The sequence below is a fragment of the Nocardia sp. Marseille-Q1738 genome (genome assembly GCF_965283145.1).
In genome coordinates this window covers 1706206-1729592 of record NZ_CBDIMS010000001.1, presented here as the reverse complement: position 1 = coordinate 1729592, position 23387 = coordinate 1706206, and the positions used below count along the sequence as shown (strand labels likewise).

Here is a 23387-nt window from a genome sequence, read left to right as displayed (position 1 = left end):
ATCGCCGACCGGACTCGTAGTTTGGGGCTATGCGAACTCGGGACGAAATCGAAGCATTTCTGGACGAGTATCAGCAGGCGTTGAGCTCGTTCGACGCCGAACGCTCGGCCGCACTGTGGGGAACGCCGGGCACCATCGTGAGCGACGGATTCGTCGGCTCGCTGTCCTCGCGCGCGGAGATGGAGCAGGGGCTGCGGCAGTCCTATCCGTTCTACCGAGCATTGGGGCTCGCGTCGGTCGACCACACCCTGCTGGGACAAGTGGAGCTCACCGAGCGCATCACACGGTTGCGCGTCCGCTGGCACTTCTTCGACAACGCGGGCGAATTGCTCACCGACAGCGACTACGAATACCTGCTGCGTCGCGACGATGACGGCGCGCTGCGCGTCTATGTCGCGGTCGCGATCGACGAAATGCGGAAGCTGACCGAACTCGCCGCCGCTAAAGGCATCGAACTACCGGGTTCGTGATCGTTGCCCCGTGCGACTTCGCCACATCAGTGCTCAACGATTCCGCTTCGCACATCCGATTGGTACTCACCGGATGTGCGAAGCGGAGTCGGGTCAGCCGAGGAGGCGCCAGTCCTCCAGACCGTCGTACAACGGAACGTCCTTGGCGAGCTTGCTCACCCTGGCCCGCAGCGAGTCCAGGTCCGCGGTACCGGCCAGCGCGCTGGCGATGATGTCGGCGACCTCGGCGAACTCGGTGTCGCCGAAGCCACGGGTGGCCAAGGCCGCGGTGCCGATGCGCAGGCCGGAGGTGACCATCGGCGGACGCGGGTCGAACGGAACGGCGTTGCGGTTCACCGTGATACCGATCTCGTGCAGCAGGTCTTCGCCCTGCTGGCCGTCGAGCTCGGAGTTGCGCAGGTCGACCAGCACCAGGTGCACGTCGGTGCCGCCGGTGAGCACGCTGATGCCCTTGTCCTTGACGTCGGCGGCGGTGAGGCGCTCGGCGAGGATCTTCGCACCCGACAGGGTGCGCTCCTGGCGGTTGCGGAACTCCTCGGTCCCGGCGATCTTGAAGGCGACGGCCTTGGCGGCGATGGCGTGCATGAGCGGTCCGCCTTGCTGGCCTGGGAACACCGAGCTGTTCAGCTTCTTGGCGTACTCCTGCTTGGCCAGGATCAGGCCCGAACGCGGGCCGCCGAGCGTCTTGTGCACGGTCGAGGACACCACGTCGGCGTAGGGCACCGGCGAGGGGTGCAGCCCGGTGGCGACCAGACCGGCGAAGTGCGCCATGTCCACCCACAGGTAGGCACCCACCTCGTCGGCGATCGAGCGGAACGCCGCGAAGTCCTGGTGGCGCGGGTAGGCCGACCAGCCGGCCACGATCACCTTCGGACGCGCCTGCAGGGCGATGTCGCGCACCTGGTCCATGTCGACGCGGTGGTCTTCCTTGCTCACCCCGTAGGAGTGCACCTCGTAGAGCTTGCCGGAGAAGTTCAGGCGCATGCCATGGGTGAGGTGACCACCGTGCGCGAGGTCGAGGCCGAGCAGCTTGTCGCCCGGGTCCATCAGGGCCATCAGCACCGCCGCGTTCGCCTGCGCGCCGGAATGCGGCTGCACATTGGCGAATTCGGCGCCGAACAGCTCCTTGGCGCGGTCGCGCGCCAGGGTCTCCACCACGTCGACGTGCTCGCAGCCGCCGTAGTAGCGCCGACCCGGGTAACCCTCGGCGTACTTGTTGGTGAGCACGCTGCCCTGGGCCTGCAGCACCGCGCGCGGCACGAAGTTCTCGGAGGCGATCATCTCCAGGGTGTCGCGTTCGCGGGCGAGCTCGCCTGCCATCGCGGCAGCGAGCTCCGGATCGAGCTCACCGAGAGACTGGGAATTGACAGAGGCGGTCGTCTGCGTCACGGACTCAGTCTATGGGCCTGGGGCCGGGGTCTCGAGCAGGGGGTTCGTCCCTCGCGGTCGCGCGAGGACGCCCGGCTGTCCAGTCGTGACGTGCGACACGCCAGGCGCGGCCATAACGGACGCCGCCCGGCACATCGTCCACCTGGAACTGTCGGTCCCGCTCCAGCCGCGAACCGCGGTACCGCACCCCAGGGCTGCGTGCGCTCAGCGCGATTCGCCGTCGGCGGATAGATAGTTCTCCAGCAGCACGGTGAGGTATCGCTGCGCGTCTTCCAGCGGCTTCGGGGATTTCATAGCCCGCGCCTGCACGATGGCGCCTTCTATCGCACTGAACGCGAAACTGCTGAACGACCGCGCCTCCTCCGCTGACAGGCCCGCGGCGGTCAGCGCCGCGCCCAGCCGCTCGTGCCAGTCGGCGAAGACCGCGCCCGCCGCGGCCTGCACGCGGGGCTCCGACTCGGCGAGGGCCGCGCCGACGACCGGGCACCCCGCGCGGTATTCGGTCTTCTCCAGCGCGGTGACCCACCAGCCGAGCAGCGACCCGAACCAGCGCCGCGGGGGCGCGGCCGTGATCTTGTCGATCACCGCACCGATCCGGTCGCCCGCGACCCGGGTCGCCGTCTCGACCAGCTCGCTCTTTCCGGAGGGAAAGTGCTGGTAGAGCGAGTTACGCGAGGCGTTGCTGCGTTCCAGCAGAGCCGCCAGGCCCGCGGCGTGCACGCCCTGCTCGCGAACCAGCTCGATGGCGCTGTCGATCAGCCTGGTACGCGGCCCGGCGGTCATGCGGATTCCTTGCTCACGGTTGCGTGAACCGATCGGTCCATGTTGCAATCATGGCAGATGTGGACCGATCGGTTCACCGAAAGGATGGGGATTGATGTCCGAAGCCACGGTCGACCTGGCTCAGCTGTCCGGTCTCGAACTCCTGCGGATCGCGATGACCAGGACGGATCGCCCGCCGTTCATCGGTGATCTGCTCGGCATGGAGGTCGACGAACTCGAACACGGCAAGGTGGTCTTCGCGCTGCGCACCCGGCCCGATTTCGCCAACCCGCTCGGCACCACGCACGGCGGCATCTGCGCCACCCTGCTCGACTCGGTGATGGGTTGCGCGGTGCACAGCACGCTGGAAGCGGGCGTCGGCTACACCACGCTCGAACTGAAGATCAACTACATCCGTTCCGTCCCCACCGACGGACAGCGGCTCACCGCCACCGGCACCACCATCCACGTCGGCCGCACCACCGCGACCGCCGAGGGGCGGGTGGTCGACGAGAAGGGCCGCTTGGTCGCGCACGCCACCACCACCTGCGTCATCTTCCGCGGTGACCGCTGACCCCGGGACCCGAATTCATGGGGCTCTACGAGCCGTAACGAAAACCGGCGGTTCGAGCGGTTTCCCTGGTGACAGCTATTCAGGACCACCCAGTGGAGGAACGACCATGGTCGGCTTGGTTTCGGTGCCCAACTCTCCCATCGAGGCGCTACTGCGCACCCTTTCGCTGCTGCTGTGCAGCATTTCCTCGGGCGGACAGGGCTGCGCCGTCATCCAGTAGCACTCCGGAATGGCGTGTGGCCCGGGCGGAGTCGGGCACACGTCGTATTCGTCGTTCAGGCCGCGGCGCGTACCGCGCCCGGCGTGAGCGGTTCGTCGAGCAGCCTGCGGAACCGGTCGGCCCGGTCGTCGGCGTCGACCGCGCGATCCAGCCACCCGCCCAGCAGTCGATACCCCTCCACATAGGTGGAGATGTAGGCCCGCCACAGCGGCGAGGACAGGAACCGCAGCGACTGCCGCGCCCGATCCGGCGTCACCAGACTCCAGGTCTGCAAGAACTCCGCCACCTCGTCGTGGGTGCGCCCCCGGTCGTGCAGCAGCAGCGCCGCGTCTTGGCGCACACCGAGCAGCTTGGCCGAGGCGTTCGAAAGGCGTTCGGCCCGTTCGCCATCGAAGCGCAGGCCGAGGTCGGCGTAGATCTCCTGCGCCCATTTCCCCCAGCCCGGCCCGACGATGGAGCGCAGCGCCAGATCGGCCAGACCTTCCGCCATCAGGCACTGCGGCGTGTTCACCAGGAACAGCGTCTGCTCGGCCTGCCCGTCGGCGACCAGCCCGGCCTCCTTGCGGCAGTGCTCGGTGTGGTGCCCCGGGTACGACTCGTGTGCGATCAGCTGCGGCAGGTGTGCCATGTGCTGTTTGAGGTCGGAATTGATCGCGACCCGTGAGTGGTAGTTGCCCAGGTAGTAGTTGAATCCGGACCAGGGTTTGTCCCCGACCACCTCATAGGTGACGTGCTCGTGGTCGGGCAGCGGGTAGCGGGCGCGGACCAGTTCGCGCAGCGCGCTGGAAAACGCCTCGACGCAGACCGACAGGCGCTCCGGTGGGATCTCGTCGGCCTTACGATGCGCGGCCATGCGTTCGGCCAGGGGGCCGTCTCCCGCGAGCACCTCGTCCATCTGCCGGTGTGCGTCGCGGTAGTCGGCCACGTCGCCGGGGGCGATGTCGACGTCGAAGTAGGCCCGGACCTCCTCGACGAACCCGATCTCGTCTCCGGCGAACTTGCGGCCGGAACATTCCAGCGCGCGCAGGTGCACGTCGAGGAATTCCGCGCGCTGCGGCGACAACCCGGCATCCGGTACCGCGGCGCGCAAGTCGGCGGCGCGGCGGGCCAGCTCGCGTGGCTGCGGCGCCGGCGCGTTCTCCACCTCGCGGCGCAGCGCGGGATCGCCGGTGTAGGCGTCGACGAACCCTTCCTCGAGCCGGTCGAAGGCGAGGCCGAGCCGCAGGTATTCGGTGACGAGTGGATGCGCTTCCATGCCCGCCGACCTTAGCGCGGCGAGGGGACAGCCACAGTGCGGGGCTTCTGGAGCTGGTGACTGGAACGGTCCCGGGATGGCGGGGAGCCGTCCAGCGACGCAGCCGCCGGAACGCGAGCTCTGACCGAGCGGCCACCCAGCGAATCCGGCGCAGAACAGCAGTTCGTCAGTCCGAGTCGCCGAGGGCTGCGGCGATCTCGTGGAACGATTCCCGCAGGATGTCGCTGTAATCGTCCAGGTCGGGGACGATCTCCGGATCACACGCCACGGACACGGTAAAGCTGTCGCGCACGCCTACGAACGAGTGCGCCAGGCCGATGTCCGGGTATACCGGCGGCAGCATGCCCGCGAAGCGAAACGGCTTGCCCAGCAACGACCATTCGGCGGTCGGCTCGCACCTGATGCTGGTCAAGATCGTATGCGCGACGGCGGGAGCGTCGGCGGGCGGGAGCGTGCCGTACCTCGCCCGGTATACCCGGCTCGGGAGCAGGTCGACCAACTCCAGCCGGTTGAGTTCGCGGCGGCTCGACGCCGAATGGCGACGTACCCGCAGCGTGGCGTCGACCTCCCGCGCGCGGTCGGCGAGGTCGAGTTCTCCCGGGAACAGGTCGACCACGTCGGCGCCAACGTGATTGACCCCCATCACCGGCGCATCGGGCACCGCGATGGTCACGAACGCCGCGAGATCGTCCGGGCACGCGTCCTGTTTTTCGAGATAACGCTGCATAGCGCGCGAGATCGCGGTCAGGCCGACGGCCGTCACGGTGATCCCCGACGCCCGGACAGCCGCCAGTTCCAACGGGAATGTCCGCATGACGCGTCCCGGACCGATCCGCTGGTTGAGCACCGTCCGGCTGCGCGGTGGCGTGCTCGGCCCGCTGTCGTCGCCGTCTCGGGCGATGCGCCGGTTCTCGGCCCCGACCCGGGCGTTGAAACGCATCACCTGGAACGGCCACCGCAACGCGCCACCCGCGGCGGCGAGTCCCAGGCGCAGGCCCAGACGCTTGGCGGCGGGCCCTTGCCCCTCGATCCGCACCGGTGCGGGCGCCGACGCGAACAACGCTTCCGACAGCGACGTCATGGCCGGGCCGGCCATGAGCGCGTGACTGACCTGCATCATCACCACGATGCCCGCACCGCTCAGCGTCGGTATGCCGGATACGCCGGGGAACACGTGCAATTGCCATGCGCTGACCCGAGCATCCAGCGGTCGCTCCAGAATGCTCCCCATCTGGTCGAGACACCCCGCCCAGTCCAGGTCCACCGCGTGGGTGACGACGTGACTGTCTATCGGACTGTCGTCGACGCCCCAGAACGGATGCCCGAGCCCGCCCGGCACGTCGTGAATCCGGCGGCGCAGCGGTTCGAGCACTTCGGCGCGTTCGCCGATGTGGCGAGCGATGTCGGCGGCCTCCGGCGGCGCACCGGTCTCGCTGTCGAACACCCACCACATCGGCCAGTCGGTGACCCGCCCCGAGCGAGCGAAGTAGTAATAGGAGGCATCATTGGCCACCAGCTGTGATTCGCGCATCCTGCTGCTCTCGTCGATCTCGGGTTTGCCGCACTCTATCGCCGGAAGGCCGAAATCGCCTGTCCGCCTGCGGAACAGTGCGACGTCCGCGCCCGGCGGCCTGTCCGATCAGCTACGGGTCAATTTCGGCAGCCGGAAGCGGCGAGCACGCGGTGCGGGAGCGCTGACCTCGGACAGGGCGGCGTATTCCTCGTCGGTGAGCGAGATGGTGGCGGCCGCGATGTTCTCTTCCAGATGCGCCACGCTGGAGGTGCCGGGGATGGGCAGCAGGACCGGAGAGCGACGCAGCAACCAGGCCAGCGCGAGCTGGGACGGGCTGGCGTCCTCGCGCGCGAAGGTGTCCAGGACACCACCGGGACGGGCGAGCTCACCGGTGGCCATGGGGAACCACGGGATGAAAGCGATGTCGTTCGCTTCCGCGTACTCGAGCAGGTCCTCCGCCTCCCGGTTGGCCAGGTTGTACAGGTTCTGCACCGAGACGATGTCGACGATCTTGCGGGCCTGCTCGAGCTGGGCGACGGTCACCTGGGAGAGGCCGATGTGCCGGATCTTGCCCTCTTCCCGCAGCAGCGCCAGCTCACCGAGTTGGTCGGCGAGCGGCACCTTCGGGTCGATCCGGTGCAGTTGATACAGATCGATGCGCTCCAGACCGAGGTGCCGCAGGCTCAGTTCCAGCTGCTGGCGCAGGTATTCGGGGCGGCCGACGGGACGCCAGTCGCCGGGGCCGGGCCGGGTCAGACCGCCTTTGGTCGCGATGACCACGTCGTCGGCGTACGGATGCAGTGCCTTGCGGATCAGCGTTTCGCTGACGAACGGACCGTAGGAATCCGCCGTGTCGATGAAGGTGACACCGAGTTCCACGGCACGGCGCAGGACGCGCACGGCCTCATCCGGATCCTTCGGGTCGCCCCATACGCCCTCCCCGGTGATCTGCATCGCGCCGTAGCCAAGGCGATGGACCGGGAGGTCGCCGCCGAGGGCGAAGGTGCCCGAGGCGGCGGCGGGACGTGACTCGGCTTGTGTGGTCATGCTTTCCTTCCGAATGGGGGGCTGATCACTCAGCGTGCGCCGTCATCGCTCGGGCCGGGAAAGAACCCCGAGTCGATGAAGGATTCGACATACGCGTCCAGCGCAGCCGTATCGATCGGCGGGCAATGGATTCCGTGCCCGGCGAGCTCCGTACGAGTCTGGGTGTCGTCGACGGAGACCGCAACCCCGCCGTAATTGCCGCTGACCAGGGCGGCGCGTACCAGCGAGTCGTCACCGGCCGCGTCGCGCGCCGCGGCTTCCTCGGCCAGCCTGGTGACGATCTCCTCCACCGAGGCGATCGCGACCGGGATCCCGTGCCCGCGCAGGGATTGGAAGATGTCGCGGATCGCCACCCGCTGCGAGTTCACCAGGTGGTAGGCCGACCCGCTCGGGGCTTCGGCCGCCAGCGCCACGATGGCACCGGCCACGTAGTTCACCGGCACCAGGGCCGTGTCGGCGTCGCCGGTGTCGGGGGCGAGCCCGAGGATGGCGGCCGCGCGGATCATGTTCCAGAACGAGTCGTCCGCGCTGTTCACGCCTACCCGCGGATCACCGCAGACGATGCCGGGACGGTAGATGCTCACCGGCACACCGCGTTCGCCGGCTTGCCGGACCAGTTGCTCGGCAACCCATTTACTGGCCACATACCCGTTCGGGGAGACCTCACCGACGTCCAGCACCGCGTCCTCACTGCCGCGGAAATCCGGTCCGGGAGCGGCCGGAATCACCGCGTTGACGGTGGAGACGAAATGCACCGGTTTGATCCGGCCGGTGGTCGCCAGCCGCAACACCTCGCGAGTGCCATCCACGTTGGCGGCGCGCAGCCGCGCATAGGGCTCGATGTGGTTCACCCGAGCACCGTTGTGGTAGACCACGTCGATCCGCTCCGTCAGCCGGTCGTAACCGACCTCGTCGAGCCCGAAGCGGGGCGCCGCCAGATCGCCTGCGACAGCGACGATGCGGAGTTCGTAGGCGTCGTCCCAGATGCGGTACTTCTCCAGGGCGTTGCGAATCCGCTTGTGTGCCCGCTCGTCGTCATCGCTGCGGACCAGGCACCAGACGCGCGCCCGGGTGCTGACCAGCAATTCCCGGAGCAAGTGCGCGCCGACGAACCCGGTCGCACCGGTGAGCAGCACGTCCGTGGGGGTTTCCGAGCGCGCCGGCGCGGCACCGGCACCATCGATCTCCGGCTCGAGCACCGCATCGGCGGCGATCGTCGCGGAGTCGTCGGCCGCGACCGCCGCCGGCTCGTCCAGGTTGTCGATGCGGGCAGCCAGTCCGCGCACGGTGGGTGCGGTGAACAACGCCGCCATCGGCACGTCGACACCGAGCCGGGCGGTCAGCGCGCGCTGCAACGTGAACGCGAGCAGCGACGTGCCGCCGAGATCGAAGAAATCGTCCTCGGCACCGGCCCTGGCGATGGCGAGCACGTCGACGAACACCTCGGCGACCGCCCGCTCGGTCGGACTCGCCGGGGCGACGAAATCGCGGGCCCGGAACACCGGCCGCGGCAGCGCGGCACGATTCAGCTTCCCGCTGTCGTTCATCGGGAAGGAATCGAGCACCATGATGGCCGACGGAACCATGTACGACGGCAGCACCTGCGCCAGCGACTCGCGGAGAGCGTCGGCCGCGAGATCGGCCGCCGCCGGGACCACGTAGGCGACCAACTGGTCGCCGCTCTCCGACGCCGTCACCACGACCACCGCCTGGGCGACGGACGACTCGGCAAGCAGCGCGGCCTCGATCTCACCCAGCTCGATCCGGTGGCCACGAATCTTCGCCTGGAAGTCGCTGCGTCCCAGATACTCCAGCACGCCGTCGGCACGGCGGCGCACCAGATCACCGGTCCGGTACATCCGGGCGCTAGGCGGCCCATAGGGGTCGGCGACGAATCGATCCGCGGTCAAGTCCGCACGCCGCAGGTAGCCGCGCGCCAACTGGTCTCCCGCCAAATACAACTCGCCGACCACGCCGGCCGGTACGAGATGCAGCCGGGAATCCAGCACATAGGTCCGCGTATTCCACTCCGCGACACCGATCGGCACGGTGGCCCGGTCATTCGTGGACGCGGGCCAATACGTCACCGACACGGCCGCTTCGGTAGGACCGTACAGGTTGTGCAGTCCGGCACCCGACAACGCGGCGAAGTCCGCGACGGTGCTGGGCGGCAAAGCTTCACCGATGACGAAAACCGCACGCAGGGAAGCCAATTGCTCCGCCGTGGCCGCGGCAAGGAACACCTGGAGCACGGAGGGGACGAAGTCGGTGACCGTCACCTGGTGGGCGGCGATCAGGTCGGCGATGTAACCCGGATCGCGCTGGCCGCCCGGTGCGGCGAGCACCAGTCGCGCGCCCACCCACAGTGGAACGAAGAATCCCCACAGCGACACGTCGAACGTGGTCGCCGTCTTCTGCAGGTAGACGTCGTCGGGCCCGAACGAATACTGCGCCGCCATCCATTCGATCTGGTTGGTGATCGCGCCGTGCGACACCATCACACCCTTGGGGCGTCCGGTCGACCCCGACGTGAACAGCACGTACGCCGGATGGTCCGCACGCAGGGGCGCACGCAACTCGCCCGTGGCGACGGGATCCGCCGAGTACGCCGCCAGATCAAGGGAGTCGACATCGATGACCGGAACCCCGGAAACGGATACCGGATTGCCGTTGTCCGTGAGCACACACACGGGCTCGGCCACTTCCAGCACGTACGCGATCCGGCCTGCGGGATGATCGAGGTCAAGCGGCAGGTACGCGCCTCCCGCGGTGAGCACCGCGTACATCGCGACCAGCAGCCCCGGTGAACGCGGCATCGCCAGGGCGACCACGGACTCGGGACCGATCCCCTGCTCGATCAGGTACCGGGCCAAGCGGTTGACTCGCGCGTCGAATTCCCGGTAAGTCCACGCCGTCTCGTCGTGCACCACAGCAATCGCGTCCGGTGTCGCGGTGACGGCGCGGCGATAGCCGGTCAGCAGGACATCCGCCGACACCGGGTGAGCCGTGTCGACCGCGTCGGACAGCAGCCGCACGCGTTCGGCCGGATCGATCACCTCGATGTCACCCAGAACCGCCGTGCGGTCGGCGGCAATCGCGGACAGCAGGCGCACGAACCGGTCGACGAAGCCTTGCACGGTGTCGTGGTCGAACATGTCGGCGGCGTAGCTGACCACGCCGCCGATCCCGGTCGGCGTGCCCGCACCGTCGTAGGTGTCGCCCACCATCCAATGCAGGTCGAACTGCGATACCTCGGTTCCGATATCCAGGCTGGAGACGGCGAGGTCCGGCAGTTCCAGCGTGACGGGCTCCAGATTCTGGAACGACAGTGCCACTTGGTACAGCGGATGCCGCGCGGTCGACCGGACCGGCCGCAGCACGTCGACCAGACGCTCGAACGGCACGTCCGCGTTCGCGAACGCCTGGATATCGGCCTTCCGCTGCCGTCGGAGCAGGTCGGTGAAGGTCTCCCCGGCGTCGTATCCGGTACGGAACACCAGGGTGTTGATGAACATGCCGACCAGGTCGTCCAGGACCGCTTCGCCCCGCCCGGCAACCGGCGAACCGATCGCGATGTCGTCGGTGCCCGACAACCGCGCCAGGAGCACCGCCAGCGCCGTGTGCACGACCATGAACAGCGTCGCGCCTTCGGCCCGAGCCAATTCCACCAGTGCACGGTGGGTTTCGGCATCGATGCGCACCGCCACCCCGCCTCCGGCGTAGGAGCGCAGCAGCGGACGCGGCCGATCCGACGGCAGGTCGAGCTGATCCGGCAGCCCGGCCAAAGCCTGCTTCCAGTAGGCGATCTGCTTGGCCGCCAGGGATTCCGGATCGTCTTCGGCGCCGAGCAGCTCCCGCTGCCACATGCTGTAGTCGGCGTACTGCACCGGCAACGGCGCCCAAGCCGGGGCCGCACCGGCACAGCGAGCCGCGTACGCGGTCATCAGATCACGGGTCAGCGGGCCGATCGACGACCCGTCAGCGGCAATGTGGTGCACCACCATCGCCAGCACATATTCGGGTGCCGCGCCGGAGTGGTCGGGGTTGTCGCCGCTCAGGTCGAAGAGCACCACCCTGAGGGGCACGTCGGTGGTGAGGTCGAAAGCCGTACCCGCCAAGGCGACCACGGCATCCGCCACGTCGGCCGGGGCGACGGCCCGGATCTCGAACTGCGGAACCGCCTGTGCCACAGGCAGGATCACCTGCACGGGAGCGTCCTGGGAGTCCCCCGAACCGGAACCCTGGTGTGGATAGATCGTGCGCAGGATCTCGTGACGAGCCACCAGATCCTCGATCGCCGTCCGCAGCGCGTCCGTATCGATGGCGCCGGTCAACCGCACCGCCAGCGGCACGTTGTAGGCCACCGAAGCGGTGTCGAAGCGGTTGAGGAACCACATTCCCTGCTGCGCCAAGGACAACGGAATCCGCTCCGGGCGCGGACCGGCGGTCAACGGCCGACGGCCTGCACCGGTCGAATTCTCGCCCAAGCGTTCCGCGAGCGCGGCCACCGTCGACGCCTCGAACAGCAGCCGCACCGGGATACGGATATCCAGCGCGGCCCCGAGCCGCGCGATGACCCGGGTGGCGATCAGCGAGTTGCCGCCCAGTTCGAAGAAGTCGTCGTCGGCTCCGACCGGCGTCGCCGGACGGAGCAGTTCGGTGAACGCGCCCGCGACCAGTTCTTCCAGCGGCCCGGACGGCGCCCGGTACTCCCTCGCCTGCAGCACCGGCGCTGGCAACGCGGCACGGTCGAGTTTGCCGACCGGGGTCAGCGGGATCTCGTCCAGCACCATGACGGTGGTGGGCACCATGTGCGCGGGCAGGCTGCGTTCGGCGAACGCGACGAGCTCGTCGGGCCGGGCGATCGCACCGGCGGCGGCATGCACGTACGAGACGAGGATGGTCGCGCCACTGGCGAGTTCGTGCCCGATGGTGACAGCGAAGTCGACGGTGTCGTGCGCGCCCAGGACCGCGTCGATCTCGCCGAGTTCGATGCGGAACCCGCGGATCTTGACCTGGAAGTCGTTGCGGCCCAGATACTCCAGCCTGCCATCGGCCGTGCGTCGCGCCAGATCGCCGGTCCGGTACAGGCGGTCTCCGCTCGGGTCGAACGGGTTGGCCACGAACCGGGCGGCGGTCAACCCCGGTCGCTCATGATATCCCCGTGCCACCTGCGCGCCGGCGATGTACAGCTCGCCGACGACCAGCTCCGGCACCGGATTCAGCCGCGGGTCGAGCACGTACTCGGTGATGCCGCGGATCGGCCCGCCGATGGTGACGGTCTCCCCCGGCACCAGCGGCGCGCTGATATTGGTCATGATCGTGGTCTCGGTCGGCCCGTACCCGTTGTAGAACTCACGGGTGCGGCGTCCACCGATCGGGATCGTCCAGCGCTGGACCAGATCCGGCGGGCACGCCTCGCCACCGGCGATCACGACGCGGAGCTTGTCCAGTCCGGCCGGATCGACCGACGCCAGCGCCGTCGGGGTGATGAACGCGTGCGTCACCCGCTCCCGGCGCAGCAGCGCGGCCAGCTCGGCACCGCCGTAGACGGTCGGCGCCGCCACGATCATGGTCGCGGCGCCGCCCACCGCCAGCAGCAGTTCCAGCACCGACGCGTCGAACGACGGCGAAGCGAAATGCAAGGTCCGTGACGTGCTCGTCACCCGGTAGCGCTCGCGCTGCTCGTCGCAGAAGCTCGACAGCCCGGCCTGCGTGACGACCACGCCTTTGGGTTTGCCGGTCGATCCGGAGGTGTAGATGACGTAGGCCGGGTGCGCGGCGCGCAACGGCCGCGTGCGGTCCACGTCCTCGATCGGCGCGGCCGAGTAGTCGTCGAGCCGTCGATCGACATCGTCGGTATCGATGACCAGCCAGTCCACCTCTTCGGGCAGGTCAGCGCGTACTTCGGCGACAGTGAGTCCGAGCACCGCACGCGAATCCGAGACCATGTGCGCGACCCGCTCGGCCGGATAGTTGGGATCCACGGGGACGAACCCGGCACCGGTCTTGGCGATGGCCCACACCGCGAGCACCGAGTCGATCGACCGCGGAATGCCGATCGCGACCAGGTCCTCCGGGCCGATGCCGCGCTCGATCAGCAGCCGAGCCAACCGGGTCGACCGATCGTCGAGGTCGACGTACTCCATCTCGCCCAGCTGCGTCGAGGCGTCCGCATAGACCACCGCGACACCATCGGGATTGCTCTCCACTGCGCCCGCCAGCAGCTCCGGCAACAGCGTCACACCGACCTGCTCCGCCGTGCTCGGCTCGGCGGGCCGGACCGGCGCGGTCAGCGCCCGATCCTGTTCGGCGACGTCGGCAATGTCGAGGTCACCGACGATCGCGCGGGGATCAGCGGCGACAGCGGCGAGGACCCGCTCGAATCGTCGAGCGAGCCGCTGCACGGTCGCCTCCTGGAAAAGCTCAGACGCATAGGTGAACACTACGACGAGCTCGTCCGGCGTTCCATTCGCCCGGTGCCGCGGCTCCACGATCACCTCTAGATCGAATTTCGCCACGACCTCGTCGGTCTCCAGCGCCGAGACCGTCAGGCCGGGCAGCTCCAGCGAGGGCTGCTCGGTGTTCTGGAACGACAGCATCACCTGGAACAGCGGGTTCCCCGCGCCGGCCGCAGCGGGGAGGACCGCATCGACCACCTGTTCGAACGGGATGTCCGCGTTGGCGAAGGCGGCGAGGTCGGTCTCGCGCACCTGGCCGAGGAGCGCCGCGAACGCGGCGGCCGGATCGACATCGGTGCGCAGCGTCAGCGTGTTGACGAACATGCCGACCAGATCGTCCAGAGCGGCCGCGCCGCGACCCGCGATCGGGGTGCCGATCGCGATGTCGGAGCCACCGGACAACCGGGCCAGCAGCGCCGCCAACGCGGCGTGGACCACCATGAACAGCGAGGAATTGTGCTCGCGCGCGATGCGGGCGATGCCCTCGTGCACCTGCGCGGGCACCACGACGCCGGTCGACGCACCACGCAGCGACGCGACAGCCGGACGCGGACGGTCCAGCGGCAGCTGCGCCGCCGCGGACACTCCGGCCAGCTGCTGCCGCCAGTACGCCAATTGCTGTGCGGCGATGGAGTTCTCCTCCGCATCGGTGCCGACGACCGCGCGCTGCCAGACCGCGAAATCCGCGTACTGCACCGCCAGCGGCGCCCAACTCGGCGCGCTGCCAGCGATGCGCGCCAGATAGGCCGTCACCAGATCCCGCGCCAGCGGCGCGAGTGAAGAGCCGTCCGCCGAGATGTGGTGCACGACGAAGACGAGCAGATGCTCGTCGGCGGCCGGGCCGGAGAACAACCGGATCCGCACGGGCGGATGCTCGGTGACGTCGAATCCCGCGGACAACAGTTTGGCCACCTGATCACGATCGGCGGCGGCGACCGTCTCGACCTCGAGCCCGTCGGGCAGCGTTTCGGCCACCGACAGGATCTCCTGGTGCGGCGTGCCGTCCGGGCCGGCCACCGGGAACCGCGTGCGCAGCGCTTCGTGCCGCTCCAGCACATCCACCGCCGCCTGCCGCAGGGCGGACACGTCGAGGGCACCGGTGAGCCGCAGGGCGAACGGCAGGTTGTAGGCCGGAGATTCGGTGTCGACCTGGTTGAGCACCCACATGCGCTGCTGCGCCAGCGACAGCGGCACCAGATCCGGTCGCGTGGCCCGAGCCAGTGGTGGACGACTCGCGGCACCGGAGCCCGGCACGATCCCCGCCGCCAGTTCGGCGACCACGGGTACGTCGAACAGGGTCCGCACCGACACCCGCGCGTCCAGCGCCGCACTCAGCCGGGCCACGACCTGGGTGGCGACCAGCGAGTTGCCACCGAGGGCGAAGAAGTCGTCATCGACGCCGACCTGGTCCAGGCCGAGCACGTCGGCGAACACCCCGGCCACGATCTCCTCGATGGGGGTGGACGGCGCCCGGAACTCACGGCCGGTGAACGTCGGCAGCGGCAACGCCTTGCGATCCAGTTTGCCGCTGGTGTTGAGCGGGAACGCGGCCAGCTCCACGACCGTGGCCGGGACCATGTAGGCGGGCAGCGTCCGCGCCAACGCGGGCAGCAGCTGCGCCGGATCGATGCCGGCTCCCGGCGCAGGCACCGCGTAGGCCACCAGCTGATCGCCGAGTTCCGACGGCACCACCACGACGACGGCCTGGCTCACCGCGGGCTGCTCGAGCAGCGCCGATTCGATGTCGCCGAGCTCGATGCGCTGGCCGCGGAACTTCACTTGGAAGTCGGTGCGGCCCAGGTATTCCAGCACGCCGTGCGCCGCGACGCGGTCGCCGGGTCCATCCGTGGAGCGACCGGGCTCACGCCAGATCACCAGATCCCCGGTCCGGTACATCCGCTCGCCGGAACCGAACGGATCGGCCACGAACCGATCCGAGGTCAGATCGGGCCGGGCCACGTAGCCGCGGGCCAGTTGGTCACCGGCCAGATACAGTTCGCCGGGAACCCCGGACGGCACCGGCCGCAACCGCGAATCCAGCACGTAGACACGGCTGTTCCACTGCGGCGATCCGATCGGCACTCTGGTGAGCTCGCCGCCGGACGCTCGCCGATAAGTGATGGATACCGCGGCCTCGGTCGGTCCGTACAGGTTGTGTACGGCGGCATCGGAGATCGCCCGGAGCGCGGCGACTGTCTCCGGCGGCAGCGCCTCGCCGATCGCGAAGACGTGTCGCAGCGTCGGGATGGCATCCGCCGCCGTGTGGGCGGCGAACACCGCAAGCATCGAGGGAACGAAGTCGGTAACGGTAACTCGCTGTGCCGCAATCGTTTCCGCGATATAGACGGGGTCGCGATGGCCGTCGTGCGTGGCGACCACGAGTTTCGCACCGGCGCGCAGCGGCATGAAGTAGCCCCAGAGCGAGACGTCGAAGGTGGTGGCCGTCTTCTGGAAGTACACATCGTCGGCGCCCAACGGGTACTCGGCAAGCATCCAGGTGATCTGGTTCTGGATCGCGCCGTGCGACACCGCGACGCCTTTCGGGCGTCCGGTAGAGCCCGACGTGAAGATCACGTACGCCGGGTTTTCCGGCCGCACCGGTCGCGCCAGTTCCTCGGCACGCAGCGGCGCGCCGTCGAAGCCGTCCAGTTCCACGGTGTCGATGTGCAGCACGGGAATTCCGTCGGGCACGGGCACGGCGTCCGTGGTCGTGGTGAGCACGCACAGCGGTTCGGCGGTGTTCAGGACGTGCTGGATGCGCTCGTCCGGATGATCCGGATCCAACGGCACGTAGGCACCGCCCGCGGTGACGATCGCATACATTCCGACGACCAGGTCCAGCGAACGCCGGACCGCGAGGCCGACCAGCGATTCCGCACCCACGCCGCGCGAGATCAGCAGGCGCGCAAGCCGATTCACGCGCACGTCGAAGTCCCGATAGGTCAGCTCGTGGCCCTCGTAGACCACCGCGACCCGATCGGGATACGTCCGCACCGCACGTCGGTAGCCGTCCAGCAGCAGCTCCGGCTCGACCGCATGCCGGGTGTCGTTCCACTCCCGCAGGATTCGATTCCGCTCACCGCTGGTCAGCATGATATCGATATCGCCGACTCGTGCGCCGGGATCGCCGACCAGTGCCTCGAGCACCCGCAGCAGCCGTGCGGCAAGGGCTTCCACCTCGTCGGCGGTGAAGCGGCTGCCCAGGTACTTCCATGTCAGCTCGATCGTCGACGCCGAGTGCACCAGCAGCGTCAACGGGTAGTGCGTATCGTCCTGGAGACCGACACCGGTCACCGACATGCCGTCCACGGAACTCACGGCGGCGATCGCGTCCCGGTCGATTGGGTACGACTCGAAGATCAGCAGGGTGTCGAACTGCGCTCCGGCACCGACCGCGCGCTGGATATCGGTGAGGCCCACATAGTGGTGGTCGAGCAGATCGGCCTGGTCGCGTTGCAGGCGCTCCAGCAACTCGCCCACCGCGAGGCGATCGTCGATACGCACACGCACCGGCAGAGTGTTGATGAACAAGCCCACCATGGACTCCACGCCGGTCAGCTCGCCGGGGCGGCCGGACACCGTCGCGCCGAACACCACGTCGCCGCGACCGGTGAGCCGCCCGAGCAGAATGCCCCACGCGGCCTGCACCAGCGTGTTCACCGTGACGCCGAGTTCGGCGGCGCGCTCGGTGATCCGGCCGGCGCCGTCGGCGTCGATCTCGGTGATCCGCTTCCCGATCTCGTACTGCTCGGCCGCCCTCGGTTGCGGCGCTAGCCGCGTCGGCTCCTCCACACCGGACAGCGCCTCCGCCCACACCCGTAGCGACGCCTCCCGATCCCGGCCGGCCAGCCAGCTCAGGAAGGTGCGGTAGGACGACACCCGCGGCAGCGCGGACTGATCGCCCCGCGTCGCGTACAGCACCAGCACATCGCGCAGCAACAGCGGGTTCGACCAGCCGTCGAGCAGGATGTGATGGCTGGTGATCACCAGATGCCACCGCGTCTCGGTGGTTTCGTCGACCGCCGCGCCGGTGCCCGGCAGTCCCGTGCGGTACAAGGTGAACCGCATCAGTGGCGCCACCGACATATCGAAATGGGTCTCGCGCTCCAGCGCGACCAACCGGTGTAGCTCCGCCGAGCGCTCCGACTCGGGCAAGTGCGTCAGATCGACCTCACGCCAGGGCACCTCGACCCGGTCCATGATCACCTGCACGGGGTGCCCCTCGGTGTCGGTGACGAACGCTGCCCGCAGGTTCGGATAGCGGTCCAGAACCGCCTGCGCCGCGGCCCGCAGCCGCTCGACGTCCAGGCTGCCGCCCAGTTCCACCCGCGCCTGGGTGATGTACACGTCGACGCTCGACTGCGCCATCAGGGCATGGAACAGCAGGCCGGACTGCAACGGCGACAGCGGCCACACGTCCGACAGCGCCGGGTAATCCCGTTCCCATACGTCGATATCCGATTGGCCTACCGCGACCAACGGCAGGTCCGATGGCGTCAGGCCACCGGCGTCCGGCCGCTGTGCGTGCCGAGCGAGCGCGGCGAGCGCGGCGGCCCACAGATCGGCGAGCTCCCGCACCCGCTCCCGCGACAACAGCCCGCTCGGGAAGGCGAACGACGCGCCGAGCCGCGGACCGTCCGCGCCGTCGGTGACGATCGCGTTGAGATCGATCACGCCGCCCGCGGGCATGTCCGGATCCATCTCGGCATCCAACTGCCCCAGATCCGCGACCGGCACCCAACCCAACTCGCCGAGTTCGCCAGGTATCTCGCCCGTCGACACACGACCCAGATAGTTGAAGCTGATCTGGCCCGCGTCGCGCAGCTGTGCGGCGGTCTCCGGGTTCAGGTAGCGCAGCAGGCCGTAGCCGAGGCCCTTGTCGGGGATCGCCAGCAGCTGCTCTTTCACCGATTTCACGATGTCACCCAAGGGCTTTCCGCCCTCGAACGCCGCATCGACACCGGCTCCTGCGAGATCCAGCCGAACCGGGTAGACGCTGGTGAACCAGCCGACCGTCCGGGACAGATCCGCGCCAGCGGCGACATCCTCTTCCCGGCCGTGGCCCTCCAGCTTGACCAGCACCGTGCCGCCGGAGGTGTCGCCGCGCCACTTGCTCACCGCCAGCGCCAGCGCCGACAGCAGGCCATCGTTGACGCCACCCCGATACCGACCCGGGATCGCGGTCAGCACGGCCTCGGTCACTTCCGCCGACAACGTCACCTCGACGCGGTCGACGGTGGCGAACGTGTCCACCGCCGGATCGAACGCGCGTGCACCCAGTGGCGGATCCGGGGTAGCCGAAACCTGCTGCCAGAACGGCAGTTCCGCGACGCGCGCGGGTTGCTTCGCCGCCTCGACGAGGGCGTGCGCCCAGCGCCGCATCGAGGTTCCATTGGCCGGCAGCGTCACCGGCTGTCCCCCGGCCAGTTGCGACCAGGCCACCGCCAGATCCGGAATCAGAATCCGCCATGAGACGCCGTCGACCACGAAGTGGTGGGCGACGACGAGCAACACATCGCGACGCCGAGCAGACCCCGCATTCGCGGCGTCGCCGGTGAAAGCGAACCAGACGAACTGCACCATGGCCGCATTCGACGGATCGAGCCGCCCCAGGGCCGCGTCGTACTCGTCACTCGCCCGCCGAGACAACTCCGCATCGTCGATGTCGGCGGGCAACTCGACCCGCCGCACCAGCGTGCCGATCTCCACCGCGCCGGGCTCCAGCGCCTCGAAGAGCCATGAGGCGTCCGCCGTCCCGGATGCCGCTCGGCCATTTCGGCGCAGGCGAGCGCGCAGCACATCGTGGTGATCGAACACCGCGCCGATGGTCGCGACCAAAGTCTCCCGATCGATGTCGGCGGGCAGCCGCAGCGCCATCGATTGCGAGAACCGCTGATACGACGAGCCTTTGGCCAGCGTCCCCGCCATGATCGGCGTCAACGGAATCTCGCCAACCCCGCCACCGGGCAGTTCCGCCAGCCGGTGCTGCTCCGCGGCGCCGGCGAGCGTGGCGATCTCGGCCAATGCCGCGACCGTGCGGTGATCGAACACATCCCGTGCGGTGAACACGACACCGCGCGCTTTGGCCCGCGACACCAGTTGGATCGACAGGATCGAATCGCCGCCCAGCGCGAAGAACGAGTCGTCGAGGCCGACCCGCTCGACACCGAGTACCGCCGCGAACACTTCGGCGATGACGGACTCGGCCTCGCTCACCGGAGCACGGAAGTCGCGCCCCACGAAGACCGGCTCCGGCAGCGCGTTGCGGTCCAGCTTGCCGATCGGGGTGAGCGGAATCTCGTCCAGCACCACGATCGCCGCCGGGACCATGTATTCCGGCAACCTGCCACCGATGAAGGTCGCGAGTTCTCCCGTGTCCACATCGGCCCCCGCATGCGGCAGCACGTAGGACACCAGGGCTTTCGCACCGGACGGCAGCGTCTTGCCGAGGGTGGCCGCGTAATCGACCGCTGGATGGGCGGTGAGCGCATTGTCGATCTCACCCAGTTCGATACGGAAGCCGCGGATCTTGACCTGGAAGTCCGAGCGGCCCAGGTACTCGAGGGTGCCGTCGGCCTCGTTGCGCCGCACCAGATCACCGGTCCGGTACAACCGCGCGCCCGGCTCACCGGTCTCGGCACCGAACGGACTGGCCACGAACCGTTCCGCGGTCGGCCCCGGCCGCCCCAGATAACCCTGAGCCAGCGCCGGCCCTGACAGGTACAACTCCCCGACCACTCCCGCCAGCACCGGTCGCAACCGCGCATCCAGCACGAACGCACCCACCCCTGCGATCGCGGTGCCGATCGTGATCGGCTCGCTCGGCCGCAAGGGCCCGCTCAACGTCGCCCACACCGTCACCTCGGTCGGGCCGTACCCGTTGACGAACAGCCGCCCGTCCCGCGCCCAGCGCCCCACCAACTCCGGGCTGCACTTCTCGCCGCCGACCTCCACCACCTCGAGGTCGTCGAGCCCGGCCGGATCCACCGATTCCAGCGCGCCCGGCGTGATCACGATGTGCGTGACCCGCTCCCGGCGCAGCAGATCGGCCAGCTCGGAGCCACCGAACACGTGCGGCGGCGCGACCACCAGCGTCGCACCGGACGAGAAGGCCAGCAACAGCTCCAGCACCGAGGCGTCGAAATTGGGCGAGGACACGTGCAAGATGCGCGAGCCCTGCTGCACGCGCAGGCCTTCACGCGCCGCGGCAACCAGCCCGCCGAGACCGGTGTGGGTGACCACCACGCCCTTGGGTTTCCCGGTCGAACCCGAGGTGTAGATGACGTAGGCGGGGTGCCGGGGATCGATCGGGCGTACCCGGTCGGTGTAGGAGATCGGATGGCCCGGCCGCTCGGCGACTCGCTCGGTGTGCACTGGATCATCGAGTTCGATCCAGTCCACATCCGGACCGAGCGCCGACCGGTGTGCCGTGGTGGTCAATCCGAGCACCGCACCCGAATCCGAGAGCATGTGCGCGATCCGCTCGGGCGGATACGCCGGATCCACCGGCACATACGCCGCGCCCGTCTTCGCGACCGCCCATACGGCCAGCACGGATTCGATGCTGCGCGTGATCCCGATGGCCACCGTGTCACCGGCGCCGATCCGGCGCGCTATGAGCTCGCGCGCCCACCGGGACGACAACTCATCGAGCTCCCGGTAGGTCAACTGCCGGTCATCGGACGGATCCCCCGAGGGGTTGAACCGGACGGCGACGACGTCGGCCGCGGATTCCACAGCGGCCGTGAGCAGCCCCCCGAAGAGTAGACCGACCCGGCGACGTCCCCGCGAGGCACGACGATCCCTACTCATTCCCGCATTTCACCTCTCGCCGCTGGCGGCATTTTGCATGAAGAAAGTCATTTAAAACAAACCACACTTCGCGAACCAAATACCACACCGTCGCGAACAAATTAATTACCCTACCAAAAACACATTGCCGGATATTCCCACATGCAGGAATATCCGGTTGCCCGCGGATCGAAATTATGCCGACTTACTCAGCGCCGCTCCGACATGCTCGATACAACTCGGGGAATCGGTGCACAGCTCGGCCGACGCGGCCGATTGCGGCGCGAAGCTCGCCACAGCCTGCACGAAAATACCCTTTTACCTGGGATTTCGTTCACCCACCCGTTCCGATCGCCGTACCACGCGCACCTCCTTCTGGCCGGAGCATATCCATTGCTGCCACAGAGCGGTTCGGACCACGGGCGAGGGTCGAAGACGCGCGAATAAATGTAATGCAGCCCACATCGATAGCACCACGAACAGGTCCTATGCATACCCCGGACAGAATTGCCCAGCCGTGCGGCGATTCGGGCAGAGACGCACTTGATCGGACTGGGCGGATGGTTTTTCCGACGCATACCAGGAATTCATTTCGGTCACACGGTCGAGTGCAACGGGGACCCGCATTCTTTTGTGAACCGCCCGACTACTCGGACCGAACCGGCCCCGGATATCGCCGCACAGTCGACCGGTATGCGAACCCGCCGGACAGCGAACGCCGCTCGTACCCCGCAATGGACCTCGCCGATCTCGTCGAAGACGATCCAGGATGGACGAGACCGGCCCGCCGCCAAGCGGTTCGTCGTCGTCTCCCGCGCTGGTCATCGGCTCGTTACCAGCCGGTAGTGGACCCCGCTCAGCACGTCGTCACGACACAGAGCAGAATTCGGCTATGCGGCGACAGCTAGACCGAATCTCACCGGATCCGCACGGTAACTGTGCGTGTTTGCCGAAGTGGAGTGTCGGGTAAGTGGCACGGATGAGCGAGCCGAGTCCATACGTGGAATTCGACCGGAAACAGTGGCGGACCCTGCGTAAGTCGACTCCCCTGGTGCTCACCGAGGAAGAGCTGATCGGCCTGCGTGGCCTCGGTGAACAGATTGATCTCGAGGAAGTCGCGGAGGTCTACCTCCCGCTCGCTCGTCTCATCCACCTGCAGGTGGCCGCGCGCCAGCGCCTGTTCGCCGCGACCGCGACCTTTCTCGGCGAAACCCACCCGGACCAGCAGGTACCTTTCGTGATCGGCGTCGCGGGCAGCGTCGCGGTCGGCAAGTCGACCACCGCCCGCGTGCTCCAAGCCCTGCTGGCGCGCTGGGATCACCACCCCCGCGTCGACCTGGTCACCACCGACGGATTCCTCTATCCCACCGCGGAACTCACTCGGCGCGGCATCATGCACCGCAAAGGTTTCCCGGAGAGCTACGACCGCCGCAAGCTGCTGCGCTTCGTCACCGAGGTGAAATCCGGTTCGGCGGAAGTCTGCGCGCCGGTGTATTCGCACATCTCCTACGACATCGTGCCGGGAAAGCTGCACTGCGTACGGCAGCCCGACATTTTGATCGTGGAGGGGCTGAACGTGCTGCAGACCGGTCCCCGGCTGATGGTCTCTGATCTGTTCGACTTCTCGATCTACGTCGACGCGCGCATCGAGGACATCGAAAACTGGTACGTGCAACGGTTTCTCACGCTGCGCGAGACCGCGTTCGCCGATCCCGACGCGCATTTCCACCACTACTCCGGATTCAACGACGAGCAGGCCACCGCCGCCGCGAAGGAGATCTGGAACAACACCAACCGCCCCAATCTGGTGGAGAACATCCTGCCCACCCGGCCGCGCGCGACCCTGGTGTTGCGCAAGGATGCCGACCACACCATCAACCGGTTGCGGCTGCGCAAATTGTGATC

The 23387-nt window shown here is 68.3% G+C and carries 9 protein-coding genes; 3 read left to right on the top strand and 6 right to left on the bottom strand.

Going from position 1 to position 23387, the window contains the following annotated elements; genetic code table 11:
• Nucleotides 1-29 precede the first annotated feature (29 nt).
• The gene (locus ACWPXK_RS07685; RefSeq protein WP_454195268.1) at nucleotides 30-470 is read left to right on the top strand and encodes a nuclear transport factor 2 family protein; all 441 of its coding nucleotides are present in this window, start codon (nucleotides 30-32) and stop codon (nucleotides 468-470) included.
• Between the two features lie 93 nt (nucleotides 471-563).
• On the opposite strand, the gene glyA is transcribed toward ACWPXK_RS07685, so the two are convergent.
• Both glyA and ACWPXK_RS07675 read right to left on the bottom strand, forming a co-directional pair.
• A complete protein-coding gene (gene glyA, locus ACWPXK_RS07680) occupies nucleotides 564-1859 on the bottom strand; it encodes a serine hydroxymethyltransferase (RefSeq protein WP_454195267.1) in 1296 nt (431 codons plus the stop codon).
• A 204-nt stretch (nucleotides 1860-2063) separates the two neighbouring features.
• Complete coding sequence (locus tag ACWPXK_RS07675) at nucleotides 2064-2642, bottom strand: TetR/AcrR family transcriptional regulator (protein ID WP_454195266.1); 579 nt, start codon at nucleotides 2640-2642, stop codon at nucleotides 2064-2066.
• Between the two features lie 94 nt (nucleotides 2643-2736).
• Between ACWPXK_RS07675 and ACWPXK_RS07670 the strand changes: the two genes are divergently transcribed.
• Nucleotides 2737-3195 carry a PaaI family thioesterase gene (locus tag ACWPXK_RS07670; protein ID WP_454195265.1) on the top strand — a complete coding sequence of 153 codons (459 nt, stop codon included), beginning with the start codon at nucleotides 2737-2739 and terminating at the stop codon, nucleotides 3193-3195.
• Between the two features lie 275 nt (nucleotides 3196-3470).
• On the opposite strand, the gene ACWPXK_RS07665 is transcribed toward ACWPXK_RS07670, so the two are convergent.
• The 4 genes from ACWPXK_RS07665 to ACWPXK_RS07650 all read right to left on the bottom strand — a co-directional run bounded on the left by ACWPXK_RS07665 (nucleotide 3471) and on the right by ACWPXK_RS07650 (nucleotide 21503).
• A complete protein-coding gene (locus ACWPXK_RS07665) occupies nucleotides 3471-4670 on the bottom strand; it encodes a DUF885 domain-containing protein (protein ID WP_454195264.1) in 1200 nt (399 codons plus the stop codon).
• Between the two features lie 166 nt (nucleotides 4671-4836).
• The gene (locus ACWPXK_RS07660; protein ID WP_454195263.1) at nucleotides 4837-6201 is read right to left on the bottom strand and encodes a wax ester/triacylglycerol synthase domain-containing protein; all 1365 of its coding nucleotides are present in this window, start codon (nucleotides 6199-6201) and stop codon (nucleotides 4837-4839) included.
• 108 nt (nucleotides 6202-6309) lie between these two features.
• The gene (locus ACWPXK_RS07655) at nucleotides 6310-7230 is read right to left on the bottom strand and encodes an aldo/keto reductase (protein ID WP_454195262.1); all 921 of its coding nucleotides are present in this window, start codon (nucleotides 7228-7230) and stop codon (nucleotides 6310-6312) included.
• A gap of 29 nt (nucleotides 7231-7259) precedes the next feature.
• The gene (locus ACWPXK_RS07650; RefSeq protein ID WP_454195261.1) at nucleotides 7260-21503 is read right to left on the bottom strand and encodes an amino acid adenylation domain-containing protein; all 14244 of its coding nucleotides are present in this window, start codon (nucleotides 21501-21503) and stop codon (nucleotides 7260-7262) included.
• Between the two features lie 949 nt (nucleotides 21504-22452).
• Here ACWPXK_RS07650 and coaA point away from each other — a divergent pair.
• The gene (gene coaA, locus ACWPXK_RS07645; protein WP_454195260.1) at nucleotides 22453-23385 is read left to right on the top strand and encodes a type I pantothenate kinase; all 933 of its coding nucleotides are present in this window, start codon (nucleotides 22453-22455) and stop codon (nucleotides 23383-23385) included.
• Nucleotides 23386-23387 lie beyond the last annotated feature (2 nt).